13 protein-coding genes are annotated in these 14590 nt (G+C 73.1%); 5 read left to right on the plus strand and 8 right to left on the minus strand.

Annotated features, from left to right (window positions below):
• Positions 1 to 51: 51 nt before the first annotated feature.
• The 6 genes from MKD51_RS12565 to MKD51_RS12590 form a co-directional block, all read right to left on the minus strand.
• On the minus strand, positions 52 to 2307 hold the full coding sequence (locus MKD51_RS12565; RefSeq protein ID WP_241428882.1) for a transglutaminase domain-containing protein: 2256 nt from the start codon (positions 2305 to 2307) through the stop codon (positions 52 to 54).
• 11 nt (positions 2308 to 2318) lie between these two features.
• Positions 2319 to 3464 carry a DUF58 domain-containing protein gene (locus MKD51_RS12570; RefSeq protein ID WP_240240641.1) on the minus strand — a complete coding sequence of 382 codons (1146 nt, stop codon included), beginning with the start codon at positions 3462 to 3464 and terminating at the stop codon, positions 2319 to 2321.
• A 50-nt stretch (positions 3465 to 3514) separates the two neighbouring features.
• Positions 3515 to 4441, minus strand: a complete 927-nt coding sequence (locus tag MKD51_RS12575) for an AAA family ATPase (RefSeq protein ID WP_240240950.1) — start codon at positions 4439 to 4441, stop codon at positions 3515 to 3517.
• Positions 4442 to 4554: 113 nt separating this feature from the next.
• Positions 4555 to 5340: a coenzyme F420-0:L-glutamate ligase gene (cofE, locus tag MKD51_RS12580; protein ID WP_240240642.1), complete on the minus strand. Its 786-nt coding sequence runs from the start codon at positions 5338 to 5340 to the stop codon at positions 4555 to 4557.
• Positions 5337 to 5819, minus strand: coding sequence for a pantetheine-phosphate adenylyltransferase (gene coaD, locus MKD51_RS12585; RefSeq protein ID WP_240240643.1), 483 nt, complete (start codon positions 5817 to 5819; stop codon positions 5337 to 5339). The genes cofE and coaD overlap by 4 nt, the downstream gene beginning before the upstream one ends.
• A 96-nt stretch (positions 5820 to 5915) precedes the next feature.
• The gene (locus MKD51_RS12590; RefSeq protein WP_346986714.1) at positions 5916 to 8114 is read right to left on the minus strand and encodes an ATP-dependent DNA helicase RecG; all 2199 of its coding nucleotides are present in this window, start codon (positions 8112 to 8114) and stop codon (positions 5916 to 5918) included.
• Positions 8115 to 8196: 82 nt separating this feature from the next.
• Between MKD51_RS12590 and rsmD the strand changes: the two genes are divergently transcribed.
• On the plus strand, positions 8197 to 8769 hold the full coding sequence (rsmD, locus tag MKD51_RS12595) for a 16S rRNA (guanine(966)-N(2))-methyltransferase RsmD (RefSeq protein ID WP_240240644.1): 573 nt from the start codon (positions 8197 to 8199) through the stop codon (positions 8767 to 8769).
• Positions 8770 to 9251: 482 nt separating this feature from the next.
• Here the strand turns inward: rsmD and thiL are convergent, their stop codons facing one another.
• A complete protein-coding gene (thiL, locus tag MKD51_RS12600; RefSeq protein ID WP_240240645.1) occupies positions 9252 to 10283 on the minus strand; it encodes a thiamine-phosphate kinase in 1032 nt (343 codons plus the stop codon).
• Positions 10284 to 10426: 143 nt separating this feature from the next.
• Between thiL and MKD51_RS12605 the strand changes: the two genes are divergently transcribed.
• A complete protein-coding gene (locus tag MKD51_RS12605; protein ID WP_240240646.1) occupies positions 10427 to 10885 on the plus strand; it encodes a DUF3515 domain-containing protein in 459 nt (152 codons plus the stop codon).
• Here MKD51_RS12605 and MKD51_RS12610 read toward each other — a convergent pair whose 3' ends face one another.
• Entirely contained in the window at positions 10886 to 11242 is a 357-nt protein-coding gene (locus MKD51_RS12610) for an SseB family protein (protein ID WP_240240647.1), read from the minus strand. It abuts the gene before it with no gap.
• 80 nt (positions 11243 to 11322) lie between these two features.
• Between MKD51_RS12610 and MKD51_RS12615 the strand changes: the two genes are divergently transcribed.
• The 3 genes from MKD51_RS12615 to MKD51_RS12625 all read left to right on the plus strand — a co-directional run bounded on the left by MKD51_RS12615 (position 11323) and on the right by MKD51_RS12625 (position 14560).
• Complete coding sequence (locus MKD51_RS12615; RefSeq protein WP_240240648.1) at positions 11323 to 11961, plus strand: exonuclease domain-containing protein; 639 nt, start codon at positions 11323 to 11325, stop codon at positions 11959 to 11961.
• A 318-nt stretch (positions 11962 to 12279) separates the two neighbouring features.
• The gene (locus tag MKD51_RS12620) at positions 12280 to 13599 is read left to right on the plus strand and encodes a glycine betaine/L-proline ABC transporter ATP-binding protein (protein WP_240240649.1); all 1320 of its coding nucleotides are present in this window, start codon (positions 12280 to 12282) and stop codon (positions 13597 to 13599) included.
• The gene (locus MKD51_RS12625; protein WP_240240650.1) at positions 13589 to 14560 is read left to right on the plus strand and encodes a proline/glycine betaine ABC transporter permease; all 972 of its coding nucleotides are present in this window, start codon (positions 13589 to 13591) and stop codon (positions 14558 to 14560) included. Before MKD51_RS12620 ends, MKD51_RS12625 begins: the two co-directional genes overlap by 11 nt.
• Positions 14561 to 14590 lie beyond the last annotated feature (30 nt).

Raw genomic sequence — 14590 nt, forward strand, 5'->3', positions numbered from 1 at the left:
AGACTACGTCGGCCGAGATGCCGCATCCGACCACGAGCACTCAGGAACGGCTCAGTCCTCGCCGACCGCGAGCACGCGCAGCAGGCTTGGCGGCAGCACCGCCGCGAGCACCCGCCGCCAGCCCGGGCCGCTCGCCACGACTGCCCGCCGCACCACCCGCACGTCGCCGTCGACGACACCCGCAGCGCGCGAGCCCGCGTCGAACACGGCACGCTCTGCTGCGAGCCGCACGCGGTCGGCCGCCTGCGCGGCATCCGGCTCCACCCGGTCGGCGATCGCCGCGTGCAGCTGCCCGGGCGTGGCGGAGTCGGGCAGGCGCACGCCGAGGTCGGCGAGCGTCGCGCGCAGCTCGAGCCAGCCGCCCGGCGCACCGCGCCGCAGCCGCACCGCGCGCTGCACGGCCCGCACGATCGCGGGCAGCGCGAGCAGCAGCAGCACGCCGAGCGCGATGAGGATCGCCCGCACCACCGCCGGATCGATGGGGAGGCCACCGCTCTCCCCCGGCGCGCCGGGCGCCGCGCTCGATGTCGGTGTCGGTGCCGTGGGCGATGCGCCGGGCGCGGGCGAGTCGCTCGGCACCGGTGTCTCCTCGGGCGCTGCCGACGGCGTGGGCTCCGGGGTGGGGCTCTGCGTGACCTCGCCGCCCTCGGGGCTCGCGACGCCCGTGCCTGCTCCGGGCGTCGTCTCCACCCGCACCCAGCCGGCGCCGTCGATCCACGCCTCCGCCCACGCGTGCATCTCGTTGGTCGAGACCGCCCATCCGCCGCTGATCTCGCTCCCGGGCAGGAAGCCGACGACCACGCGCGCAGGCACTCCCGCGCCTCGCAGCAGGCCGGCGGTGGCGCTCGCGTAGTGCACGCAGTAGCCGCTGCGATTCTCGAGGAAGCCGGCGAGCGCATCCCAGCCGTCGCCGGTCGTGCCGCCGAAGCCGGGCAGGTCGAGCTGCTCGGAGTAGTTCCAGAGGCCCTCGGTCATGTAGCCGTGCACGGCCGTGACGCGCTGCATGGCGCTCATGCCCTCGTCGACCAGGCCCGCACCCTGCTGGGCGATCGCGGCGGCCGCCTCCGGCATCGCCAGGTACTCGTCGTGGCCGCTCGAGCTCGAGGCGGCGGGGATCTCGTCGAGCGGCGCGGAGCGGGATCCGGATGCGGTGAACTCGAGCCCGCGCGTCTCCACGTCGGCGCTGATGCGCAGCGCGTCGTTCGCCTCGTCCCAGCTCCTGCCCTCGGCGCGCGGCACGCTCTGCACCCGCTCGGGCGTCGGCAGGCTCTCGGCCTGCACGTTGCCCATCCGCACCGTCATCTGCATGCCGACTCCGGTGTCGGCGCCCTCGACCAGCACACCGGGGCTGCCGGGCTCGGGCTCGATCGACTCGAAGCCGCCGGCTCCCGCTTGCGGCAGCGTCATGAGCCGCGTCACGATCGATTCGCCGTCGGTCGTCGAGTAGGTGAACACCGGCCGGTCGGCGGGCCTGCGCAGCTGGTCGCCCAGGTCGATCTCGGTGTTGAGCACGGGCGTGGCTGGCGTGAAGAGCTCGTCGATCGTCGGCAGGTCGAACGCGGTCTCGCGCGGTGCCGGCGCCAGCAGCGGCACGGCCGCAGAGAGCACTGCGGCGATCCCCACGAGCGCGACGGGGGCGAGCCAGCCGCGCCCGAGCGCCAGGCGCTCGTCGATCGCGGGGGCGGCCAGCACCGCGGCGGCAGCGATCACGCCGGGCAGCGCGTGCCCCCACGGCACGTCGATGCGGAAGGCGATCGGCAGCACCAGCGGCATCGCGGCGAGCACCACGGCGATCGCCGGCACCCGCAGCCCGTGGCCGAGCACGTCGACCAGGAGGCTCAGCACCACGGCGGCCGCGACGATCACGGCGAGCACCACGCCGGTGGCGTCGAGCGGTGTCGACAGGGCCCACGCGATGTCGATCACGCCCTGGTTGAGCGCCTGCATCGTCGGTTCGAGCGACCCCGGCGTCGGCACGAAGCCGAGCAGCGCCTCATCGGGAGCGGTCAGCCCCGTCACCCAGGCGACGCCCACGAGCGCGGCCGCGAGCGTGCCGACGAGCGCGGGAGCCACGGAGCGCACGACCGCCGCAACGATCGCCATCGACGCGACCGCCGCGACCGCGGGCCACAGCCACGCCTCCCCCAGCACCGAGATCGCCGACCACAGCCACGCGAGCGGCAGCAGGGCGAGGGCGATGGTCTCGACGATGCCGGCGCGGGCCCGCTGAGGGCCTCGGGGCCCGGGGCCCGAGACGGGCCCCGGAGCTGGGGTCGCGGCGACGGCCCGAAAGGGCCGTCGCGTCAACGCTCCACCGCTCACAGCAGTTCCCTGACCGGCCCGACGCGGTCGATCCACCGCTGCGTGCGCACGCGCGAGCCCGGCGCGATGCGGCGCGGGGCGGCGTCGCGGGCGGCGACCAGCCAGAGCGTGGAGCCGGGCGGCAGCGTCCAGGTCTCGGGCGCCGACTCCTCCAGTGCCACCACGTGCGCTGCCGTGCCGTCGCGCCGCAGGGGCTCGGCAGGAGCCTCGGCCTCCATCGACGCGAAGGCCGCGAGCGCCGCTGGCAGGTCGCGCCAGTCGGCGGTGAGGATGCTGGGCTCACCCGTCTCGCGCACGACCACGGTGCGCTCGTTGCCCGCGAGCGCCCGCACGATCGAGCACGCGGCGCGCGCGAGCCGATCCTGCGCGGCGCGGTCGGTGCCGGCGGCAGCCGCGGTGTCGACCAGCACGACGTCGTCGTCGGTCGCGGGGTTGGCCTCCTGCCGCACCATCAGCTGGCCGCGCTTGGCGGACTGCCGCCAGTGGACGCGGCGCTGCGGGTCGCCGGGCCGCCACTCGCGCACCATCGCGTCGACGTTGTCGGCCGTGCGGGACTGCGCCATCCGGCCCTCCTCGCGATTCGACCGCAGCGACGACGACGGCACCGAGAGCAGCTCGGGCCCCACGACGAGGCTCGCGAGCGGATCGACCGTGCGGGTGGTGCGCATCACCCGGAACGGGTCGAGCGCGACGATCTCGACCGGCGCGAGCCGCCAGCGACCGCGCGGGTGGTGGCCGAGCGGCGCCTCGGCGCGACCGTCTGCGCCGAGCTCGCCCTCGAGCAGCAGGTAGCGCTCGGGGCCCGGCCCCCAGGTCGACCACCTGGCACCCGCGTGCCGGCGGTCGCCCGCGATGCGCAGCACCGCATCCTGCCCCTCGGACACGACGCCCGGCACCCCCAGGCGCATGCTGCCGACGGCACCGATCGCCCACCAGCCGCCCAGCAGCAGGATGCCGAGGCACAGCGCCGCTGGCACCAGGATCACGGCCTGCCGCTCCCAGTAGGCGGCGACGAGCAGCAGCGCGCCGACGAGCAGCAGCACCACCCCGCGCGCCGTCGGGCGCACCTTCGAGCGGTCAGCCGCCGAGCGCGAGCGAGCCCGCGCCGCCTCGCGCGCTCTGGGTGGGTCGCCGGCGGTCATCAGCGCGTGCCCGTCATCAGCGCAAGCCCCTCATCAGCGCATGCCCCTCATCAGCGCATGATCGGGGCGACCGTCTTGGCGAGCGCTTGCGCGACCACCGCTCTGGCCTCCTCGTAGCGCGCGTGCGGGTCGTGCATCACCAGGTGGTGCGGCAGCACGTGCACCGCGAGCGCCTTGACGTCATCGGGCGAGAGCCAGTCACGACCCAGCAGGTGCGCGTGCGCCTTCGCGGCGCGCACCAGCTGCAGCGTCGCGCGCGGGCTCGCGCCCAGCCGCACGTCGGGGTGACCGCGGGTCGCCCTGGCGAGCCGCACCGCGTAGCGCTCCACGAGCTCGTGTGCGCGCACGGCGCGGGCGCCGTCGATCTCGGCGTGGAACTGCCCCTCGCTCGTCACCGCACGCACCGCGTCGAGCGGCTGCGCGGTCTCGCGTGCCGACACCATCGCGTGCTCGGCATCCTCGTCGGGGTAGCCGAGCTCCAGCCGCGCCATGAAGCGGTCGCGCTGCGCCTCCGGCAGCGCGTAGGTGCCCTCCATGTCGATGGGGTTCTGCGTCGCGACCACGAGGAACGGGGTCGGCAGCACGTGGGTCACGCCATCCACCGTGACCTGCCCCTCGGCCATGCACTCGAGCAGCGCGGCCTGCGTCTTCGGGCTCGCGCGATTGATCTCGTCGGCGATGACGATGTTGGCGAACACCGGGCCGGGCTGGAAGCGCAGCTCGCCGGTCTTCTGGTCGAGCACCGACATGCCCGTGATGTCGCTCGGCAGCAGGTCGGGGGTGCATTGGATGCGGCGCACGGTGCCGCCGATGGCCGCGGCGAAGGCGCGTGCGAGCTGGGTCTTGCCGACGCCCGGCACATCCTCGAGCAGCACGTGGCCCTCGGCGAGCAGCACGGTGAGCACCGTGCGGATCTCGCCGGCCTTGCCGGAGATGACGCTCGCGACCGCTGCCTCGATGCGCTCGCCTGCCGTCATCTCGGCAGCGGGTGCGCTCTCGACGGCACGCGCTCGGCGGCCGGTGCCGGCCTCTGCGGGGTCGCTCTGGCCGACGTCGCTCCGGCCGACGCTGCTCTCCTCGGTGCTCACGCCTAGATCCCCGCCTCTGCCGCTGCTGCTGCCTCGCGCCTGCCTGCCTCGAAGCCATCCCGATACGCCTCGTCGGCACCCAACCGGAACATGTCATCCGCCTGCCGCCGCACCAGCCGCGCTGCGCCGGGCTCGTCGAGCTCGGCGACGTGGCGGCCCATGCCCCGCACGAGCACGACGGGCACGCCATCGGCCTTGCCGGCGACGAGGTCTGCGGCACCGGCGATCTCGTCGGCGATGGCGGGCGCCGTCACCACGAGCGGTCGCCCGCTGGCATCCAGCTGGCCGGAGAGCGATTCGAGCACGCGCAGCCCCGCCGCGCCGATCGCGACGTCGGTCTGGCCGATGCGCCAGGCACGACCGAGCGTGTCGCTCACGATGACGCCGATCGCGAGCCCGAAGCGCGACCGCAGGGTCTCGGCGATCGCGCGCGCCGACGCATCCGAGTCGACCGGCAGCAGCAGGATCGTGCCCTCGTCGGTGTTCGACGCGTCGATGCCGGCCGCCGCGAGCACGAGGCCGGTGCGGTGCTCGACGATGCGCGTCACGCCGCCCTCGTAGGGGCGGGAGGCGACGACGCGCACCGACTCCTCGTCGATGGCCTGCTCGCGCTCTGCGGCGGGGCGGGAGCGGCCCTCGGCCTTCGAGACGATCTTGCTGGTGACGACGACGACGTCGCCGTCCTGCGGCGCCAGCGGCGCCAGGGCCTCGGCGATGATCTGCGGCAGGTCGTCGCCCGCGCGGATCTCGCCCATCCCCCGCACGGCGGTGAGCTGCAGGTCGCTCATCGCTGCTGCAGGAAGGTGGCCACCGCGCGCGGCACGTAGGGGCTGATGTCGCCGCCGAGCTCGGACACCTGACGCACCAGGCTCGAGGAGACGTGCGCGTTCTCTGGGTTCGGAAGCATGAAGATGGTCTCGACACCCGCGAGATTGCGGTTCACGATCGTCATCGGCGTCTCGTATGCGAGGTCGGTCGACGAGCGGATGCCCTTCACGAGCACCTCGGCTCCCACCTGCTGGCAGTAGTCGACCAACAGGCCCATCGACCAGTTGGCGATGCGGATCTGGCCCTCGATCCGCGCCTCCTCGATGGAGCGCTCGATGAGCTGCTCGCGCTCGACCACCGGCAGGAACGCCTGCTTGTCGGGGTTGTGCGTCACGACCACGTGCACCTCGTCGAAGAGCTTCGCAGCGCGCGCGACCACGTCGAGGTGACCGAGAGTCACAGGGTCGAAGGAACCGGGCACGACAGCGATGCGGGGCATGGGGTCAGCCTAACTGCCGTCGCCCTGTGTGCGCCCCGCCGTGCGCGATGGGCCACGCCGCGACCGGCGCGGCGGAGTCCGGCCGCGCGCGAGTGCCTACGCCGTGACCAGCGCCGCGCGGGCATCCGGGCCGAGACGGCGATGCACCGCGAGCCGCAGCGCGGTGTGGCGCTCGAGCGTCGGATCGTCGGCGAGCACCGCCTGCGCCGCCGTGCGCGCCGCCTCGATGATCGCCACGTCGCGCGCGACCCGCAGCACCCGCAGCCCGCTGCGGCCTCCCGACTGCGCGACGCCCAGCACGTCGCCCTCGCCGCGCTGCTCGAGGTCGACCTCTGCGAGCACGAAGCCGTCGAGCGTGCCGGCCACCGCGTCGAGCCGCACCCGCGCGTCGCTGAACGCGTCGACGCCGGTGACGAGCATGCAGAGTCCCGCGTGCTCGCCGCGCCCGACGCGCCCACGCAGCTGGTGCAGCTGCGAGACGCCGAAGCGGTCGGCCGAGAGCACGACCATCATCGTGGCGTTCGGCACGTCGACGCCCACCTCGATGACGGTGGTGGCGACGACCACGTCGATCTCGCCGGCGCGGAACCGGCTCATGACGGAGTCCTTGTCCTCCGTCGACATGGCCCCCGTCAGCGGCTCGATCGTCCTGCCGGCGAGCGCGGGGCTGCGCCGCAGCTGGCCGACGGTCGTGACCACGTCGTCGACGACCGGGGCGTGCCCGGCGTCGGCCGACGCATCCGCCGACGTGTCTGCCTGCGTCTCGACGCCCTCGAGCGTGCCGGGCGAGATGGCGGGGCAGACGACGAAGGCCTGGCGGCCACGCTCGAGCTCCTCGTGCATGCGGCCCCAGATGCGGTTGAACACCACGGGATCGCTCTTGTCGACGACGAAGGTCTGGATGGGGCTGCGGCCGGCGGGCAGCGAGCGGATCGTCGAGACGTCGAGATCGCCGAACGCGGTCATCGCGATGGTGCGCGGGATGGGCGTGGCCGTCAGCACGAGTGTGTGCGGGTGGGTGCCCTTGGCGCGCAGGGCCTCGCGCTGGGCGACGCCGAAGCGGTGCTGCTCGTCGATGATGACGAGCGCGAGCTCGGCGAACGAGGTCTTCTCGCTCAGCAGCGCGTGCGTGCCGACGACGATGCGCGCCTGCCCGGCGGCGATGCGCAGCATGGCGCGCTTGCGCTCGGCGGCGGGCAGCTGGCCGGTGAGCAGCGTCGGCAGCAGCTCGGCGGCGAGCTCCGGCCCGAGCGCACGCGTGATGGAGCGCAGGTGCTGCACCGCGAGCACCTCGGTGGGGGCGAGCAGCGCCGACTGGCCGCCCGACTCGGCGACGGCGAGCATGGCGCGGGTGGCGACGACCGTCTTGCCGGAGCCCACCTCGCCCTGCACGAGCCGGTGCATGGCGGTGCCGCTCGCGAGGTCGGCGGCGATCGCCTCGCCGGCGGCCGTCTGGTCGTCGGTGAGCTGCCACGGCAGCGCGGCGTCGAAGCGCTCGAGGATGGGGCCGGGGAGCCTTGGCGCGGTCGGCAGGGTGTCGAACCAGTCGCGCGTCGCCAGCAGATAGGTCTGCAGCAGGAAGGCCTCCTGCCAGGCGAGCGTGTGGCGGCCGCGGTAGGCGTCCTGCTCGAGCTTGGGCTGGTGCGTGAGCCGGAGCGCCTCGGTGAGCGGCAGCAGCTTGTGCTCGGCGCGCAGCTCGGCCGGCACCGGGTCGGGCACCTCGCCGAGTGCGTCGAGACCCAGGGCGACGAGCGCCTGGATCTTGACGGTGGTGAGCGTGGCGGTGGCCGGATAGATCGGCACGGGCTGGTTGGCCCATTCCTCGGCGTCGATTCCCTCGGCCTCGTCGAAGAGCTCGACGTCCGGGTGCGCGAGCTGCCGTCGATCCTTGTAGATGCCGACGGTGCCGGAGAAGAGTGCGGTGACGCCCTGGTGCAGCTGCTCCTGGCGGAAGCGCTGGTTGAAGAACGCGAGGTCGATCGTGCCCTCGCCGTCGGTGATCGTGATGGTCGTGAGCGAGCGAGGGCGGCCCTTGGCGTCGCGCTGCAGGTCGCGCGTCTCGACGGAGCGCACCCGCGCGACCACGGTGACGTGCTCGCCGGGCACGAGGCTCGCGAAGTCGGTGAGCTCGCCGCGCTTCGCGTAGCGGCGCGGCAGGTGCCAGACGAGATCGCCGAGGGTCGTCATGCCGAAGGCGCGCTCGAGCTTGGCGGCAGGCGCCTTGCCGAGCACGCGCTCGAGCGGCCGCTCGAACCCGTCGGGCACCGCTCCGCCGCTCGCATCCTTCGTCGCCACGTGTCTAGCGTAGGCTTTCGCTCCCACTCCACCGACGCATCCGCCCGTCGTCTGTGGAGCATGGATGCGCGAGGATGTGGGCATGACACGGATCATCGGTGGTCTCGCCGGCGGCGTGCGGCTGCACGTGCCGGTGCGTGGCACGCGGCCCACCTCGGAGCGCGTGCGCGAGGCGATGTTCGGCGCGCTCGACGCGCGCAGCCTGTGCGACGGCGCACGAGTGCTCGATCTGTTCGCGGGCTCCGGCGCCCTGGGGCTCGAGGCGGCCAGCCGCGGAGCGGAGTCGGTCGTGCTCGTCGAGCGCGATCGGGCGGCGGCGAAGGTCGCGCAGCGCAACGCCGAGTCGGTCGCGAAGTCGGGCGCCGCGCACGCGCTCGTCGAGCAGGTGGCGGCAGCGCCGTTCCTGCAGCGCTCTGGGCGCAGCTTCGACCTGGTCTTCATCGACCCGCCCTACGAGCTGCCGGACGACGAGCTGACGGCTGCGCTCATCGCCCTCGCGCCGCTGCTGATGCATCCCGCGACCGTGGTCGTCGAGCGGGCGCGCAGGGCCGGGCCGCTCGACCCGCCGGGCGACCTCGAGGTGGAGCGCACGCGCGACTACGGCGACACGCGACTGCACTTCCTGACGACGACGGGCGCGTTCGCCGACCGCTGAGCGCGAGATCGGTGTTGTCTTCCGCTCGCTGCTGAGCGGTTCGGCGCCTGCCTCCCTCATCGCTGAGCGCCTCGGCCCCGAATCCTCCGGTACCCAACCGTTGTCATAGATCCACGGAGGCAACCCCTCGGTACCGGAAGCTCGGCGGGGCCTGCTGCGCCGCGCGCTGGCCAGACCGGGCTCGCCCCGAAAACCGGTACCGAATGCACCGATTCGGGCGGCAGAGGCGTGCATTTGGTACCGGTTCTTGGCAGGCGCTGGAAACGCGGCCCGGGACGGGCCACGGCGCGGGGGTCGAGGCGGAGACCCGAAAGGGTCTCCGCTTCAGAGCTCCACCGGAGAACGCGGCCCGAGACGGGCCACGGCGCTGGGGTCGCGGCGGAGACCCGAAAGGGTCTCCGCTTCAGAGCTCCACCGGAGACCGCGGCCCGAGACGGGCCACGGCGCTGGGGTCGCGGCGGAGACCCGAAAGGGTCTCCGCTTCAGAGCTCCACCGCGCGGTAGGGGTCCCAGCCGCGGGGCTCGAGGGGCGCGCCGTCGAGGGTGACGTGCGGGGGCTCGCCCTCGGCCAGGGACTCGACCGTGCCGAGTCGGTGCACCGGGTGGCCGGCGAGCTCAGCGGGTGGCGTGATGCCGGCGGGCAACGCGCACAGCAGCGCGTGATCCTCGCCGCCGTGGAGCGCGGCCTCGAGGCTGGCGCCGAGCGCCATGGCGTCCTGCGCTGCCGTTTCGACCGCCGCCCGATCGAACGCGATGCGCACGCCGGATGCGCGGGCGACGCGGGCGCCGTCGAGCGCGAGGCCGTCGGAGACGTCGAGCATCGCGGTGGCACCGAGATCGGCGAGCAGCGTGCCAGCGGCGACGGGCGACACGGGCGCGAGCTGCGCGGCGACGGCGCGGCCGTGGTCTCCGGCGCGGAGCCGCTCGGTCGCCGCGCGCACCGGCTCCGCTGCCTCATCCTGGGCCTGCGCGAAGAGCAGCCGCAGCCCCGTCGCGGCCAGGCCGAGCCCGCCGACGCACCACACCGCATCCCCCGCCCGTGCCCCGGAGCGCAGCACCGGGGGGCGTCCCTCGAGGTCGCCGAACGCCGTGACGGCGATCGTCGCGTGGCGGGCGGTGCCGAGGTCGCCGCCGACGACGCCGCAGCCGGGCGCCATGGCCGCGATCGCGTCGGCGAGGCCGCGCGCGAAGTCCTCGAGCGCGGAGACGCGCGTGGACGGTGCGACCGCGAGCGCCACGACGAGCGAGGTGGGCCGGGCGCCCATCGCGGCGACATCGATGAGGTTGGTGGCGACGGCCTTCCAGCCGAGGTCGTGCCAGCTCGACCAGCCGAGCCGGAAGTCGGCGCCCTCGAGCATCGTGTCGGTGGTCACCACGAAGCGGCCGTCGGCGGCGCGCACGACCGCCGCGTCATCGCCGGGGCCCACCTCGGTGACGTCGCCTGCGGGCAGCAGCGGCAGAAAGCGGCGCAGCGCCTCGAGCTCGCCGGCCTCGTGCAGCGTGGGGTCGTCCATGCGGCAACGCTAGCCGGTGGATGCGGGACGGGGCACCGCGTGCGCTCGGCAGGGCGCGCTCGATCGGGCACAGCGCGTCGCGGGACCGCATGGAGGCTCGGCACCCCGCTCAGCCCGATCGAACGCGCAGGTAGGCTCGTCGGGTGCCTCGCCTCCGCATCCTGGCCGCCGCCGTCGCGCTGCTGGCGCTCACCGGCTGCGCTCGAGCCGTCACCCTGCCGCCCGCCGACGAGGCCGCCGACCCCGGTTGCGCCGAGGTGGTCGTCTCCCTGCCAGAGCAGATCGGCGACGAGAGCCTGACCGCACCGCTCGACCGCCGCGACACGACCTCGCAGGCCACCGCGGCCTGGGGCGACCCGAGCGCGATCACGCTGCGCTGCGGCATGCCGCAGCCAGCGCCATCGACGCAGCGCTGCATCGAGGTGGGCGGGGTCGACTGGCTCGAGGTCGCGCAGGAGGAGAACGTCTGGACGTTCCTCGCCTACGGCCGCTCACCCGCCACCGAGATCGCCGTCGACACGAACACCGTCAGCGCCGTCACCGCGCTGGAGAGCGTCTCGAGCGCGGTCGACCGCACCGAGCGCGTCGGCGCCTGCTCCTAGCTAGGACTGCGCCGAGTCGGCGGCGAAGACCTCCGGCAGGAACACCCGGCCGTCGTCGTGCCCCGGATCCAGCACGATCGCGTGCCCAGCCGGGATGCCCGCGGCGAGCTCCGCGCCCGTGAGCTTCAGGTGGTTGCGCGTGCGCGTGGCGAAGCCACCGATGCGCGTCGTCGCGGTGAACGCCACCACCAGCTGCATGTCGCGGTGCGGCAGCACCAGGAACTTCCCGGAGCCCGGGTCGCGCGGGTTCTCGACCACCGCCGGCACCACGAGCGCTGCCTCGCGCACGATCTCCCACGCGCCCGCGTGGTCGCTGGTCGCGATGGCTTGCAGGGCGTCGAGCGTGGGGTTGGTCATGCCTCAATGCTGGCAGACGCGGGTGGGCGGATGCTCGGCGCTGGTCAGGCGCGTCAGTGCCCTCTGGGAGGATGACAGGCATGGCGCTCGACTTCACCGCGATCGATTTCGAGACCGCGAACGGCAACGCGGCGTCGGCCTGCGCGGTGGGTCTCGTGAAGGTGCGCGACGGCCTGGTCGTCGATCGCTGGGCCACGCTCATCCGCCCGACGTCGCCGTTCCACGAGTTCTGGGAGTGGAACACGCGCATCCACGGCATCCAGGCGCACCAGGTGCTCGACGCCCCTGACTGGCGCGAGACCCAGGAGCGGATCCTCGACTTCGGCGGTGACGACGTCTACGTCGCCCACAACGCGGGCTTCGACAAGGGCGTGATGCGCGCGGCCGCGAAGGCCGCCCAGCTGCCCGTGCCCGACATGCGCTGGACCGACTCGCTGCGCATCGCCCGCAAGACCTACGCGCTCGAGTCGTACCGGCTGCCGGTCGCTGCCCTCGCTGCAGGCTTCGACGACTTCCAGCACCATGACGCCGCCGGCGACGCGGAGGCGTGCGCTGCCATCGTGATCGGTGCCGCGAAGCGCCACGAGTGCGACGACATCGACGCCCTCGTGTCGCGCTGCGTCTCGGCGATCCACGAGATCGGCGAGCGCCACGAGCAGGTCCAGGAGCTCGAGGCGAAGCGCCGCGCGGCGCAGCGCGAACGGCCATGGTGGCAGTGATTCGGGCCGCATATCGGGCTCAGCCATAACAAAACCGTTACGATCCCTCAGTTTTCTGGGGACGACATCCGCGTCTTTCCGCGGAATCCGGCGCGCGACCTCGAATCCCGGCTTCTGGCTGTGCGTAGCCTAGGGAGAGCCGTCGACTGACCCGGTCGACTGATTCCACAGGACGCGCCCGCCGCCGCATGATGCCGGCGAGCGTATGGTGCCGCTTCGCGAACGAGGGGACTCGTGCGAGAACGGCAGACGAACACCGCATGCGCGGCTGCACCCGTCCACGACTGAGACCCCCGACACGGGGCGACAGGAGCGAACGTGAGCGAACCCCGCGCGACCGGAGACGACCCCGTCGTCGAGCCCGTCGCCGTGCGCGTCGAGCACCTCACCAAGGTGTTCGGCCGACGAGCGAGAGAGGCCGCCGAACGGCTGACCGCAGGCGCCACCCGCGATGAGGTGGCCAAGCTCGGCACCGCTGCAGTGATCGACGCATCCTTCGAGGTGCAGCGCGGCGAGATCTTCGTCGTGATGGGCCTCTCGGGCTCCGGCAAGTCGACCCTCATCCGCATGCTGAACGGCCTGCTCGAGGCGACTGCCGGATCCGTCACCATCGGCGACGAGCAGGTCACCGGCCTCGACCCGAAGCGACTGCGTGCCGTGCGCCGCTCGCAGGTGTCGATGGTGTTCCAGCACTTCGCGCTGCTGCCCCACCGCACCGTGCTCGAGAACGTCGCCTACGGCCTCGAGATCCAGGGCGTCGACCGCGCACGCCGCCTCGAGCTCGCGCTCGCCATCGTGCGGCGCGTGGGCCTCGACGGCTGGGAGCAGCGCTACCCGGGCGAGCTCTCCGGCGGCATGCAGCAGCGCGTCGGCATCGCCCGTGCGCTGTGCGCCGACACGCCGGTGCTGCTCATGGACGAGGCGTTCAGCGCGCTCGACCCGCTCATCCGCCGCGAGATGCAGGAGCAGCTCGTCGAGCTGCAGGCCGAGCTCGGCAAGACCATCGTCTTCATCACGCACGACCTCAACGAGGCCATGTTCCTCGGCGATCGCATCGCCGTCATGCGCGACGGCCGCATCGTGCAGATCGGCACGCCCGAGGACATCCTCACCGACCCGGCGAACGACTACGTTGCCCAGTTCGTGCAGGACGTCGACCGCACCCGCGTGCTCACCGCATCGAGCGTCATGGAGCCGCCTGCGGCATCCGTGCCCCTCACCGTCGGCCCCCGCGGGGCGCTCAAGATCATGCGCGACCTGCAGACTTCGACGCTGCTCGTGGTCGGCCCCGGCAGGAAGGTGCTCGGAGCCGTCACCGACCGCGAGGTGCTGCGCGCCGTGCAGCAGGGCAAGCGCGATCTCGCGGCCCTCGTCGATGCCGAGGTGCCGCGCGTGACCCCCGACACCAGCCTCGCCGACCTGCCGGAGATCGCCGTGAACAGCGGGCTCCCGATCGCCGTCATCGGCGACGACGACCGCCTGCTGGGCGTCATCCCCCGAGTGCTGCTGCTGGCCGCGCTCGGCAACGTCTCCACCGACACGAGCGAGCTCAACGTCGTCGACCTGCCGCCGGCGGTCGACGCCTCGATCGTGACCCAGACCCTCGACGCCACCCAGGAGGTGTCCGATGCTCGATGATCTTCGCCTGCCGCTCGGCCGATGGATCGAGGCCGGCGTCGACTGGATCACCGACAACCTGGCGTTGCTCTTCGACGTCATCAAGACGATCGTCTCCGGGATGTACGACGCGATCGAATGGGTGCTCGTCGAGCCGCCCGCGCTGCTGATCATCCTCGTGCTCGCGCTGCTCGCGTTCGCGGTGCGGGGATGGAAGATGGGCATCGGCACCGTCGTCGGCCTGTTCGTGATCGTGCTGGTCAACCAGTGGGAGAACGCCATGGCGACGCTCGCACTGACGCTCGTCGCGGCGGTGCTCGCGCTGCTCATCGCGATCCCGCTCGGCATCTGGACGGCCCGCAACGACACCGTCTCCGCCATCGTGCGACCGGTGCTCGACTTCCTCCAGACGATGCCTGCCTTCGTCTACCTGATCCCCGCGATCGTGCTGTTCAACATCGGCGTCGTGCCCGGCATCATCGCCACGATCGCGTTCGCGATGGCACCGGGCGTGCGCCTGACCGAGCTCGGCATCCGCGGTGTGAACCGCGAGATCGTCGAGGCTGGCACCGCATTCGGCGCCTCGCCGCGGCGCATCCTGCGGCAGATCCAGCTGCCGCTCGCGCTGCCGACCATCATGACCGGCGTCAACCAGATCATCATGCTCTCGCTGTCGATGGTCGTCATCGCGGCGATGGTCGGCGCCGGCGGCCTCGGCCAGCCGATCGTGCAGGCGCTGCAGCGCATCGACATCGGCCTGGGCGCCGAAGCTGGCCTGTCGGTCGTGATCCTCGCGATCGTGCTCGACCGCATGACGAGCGCGCTGGGCAGCCTGCAGGATCACAGCCCGATCGCGAAGTACCGCGCGCGTGCCTGGGGCGCGCGTCAGATCACCGGCACGGGGATGCCGTCGGTCTCGCCGACAGGCGTTCCCGAAGCCGAAGCAGAGACCGAAGCGACCGCCACCAGCGGCCGCTCATGAGCCACACGATACGAAACGAGAGAGGACACA

Origin of the sequence: Agrococcus sp. ARC_14 (genome assembly GCF_022436485.1) — a bacterium.
Lineage (GTDB): Bacteria > Actinomycetota > Actinomycetes > Actinomycetales > Microbacteriaceae > Agrococcus.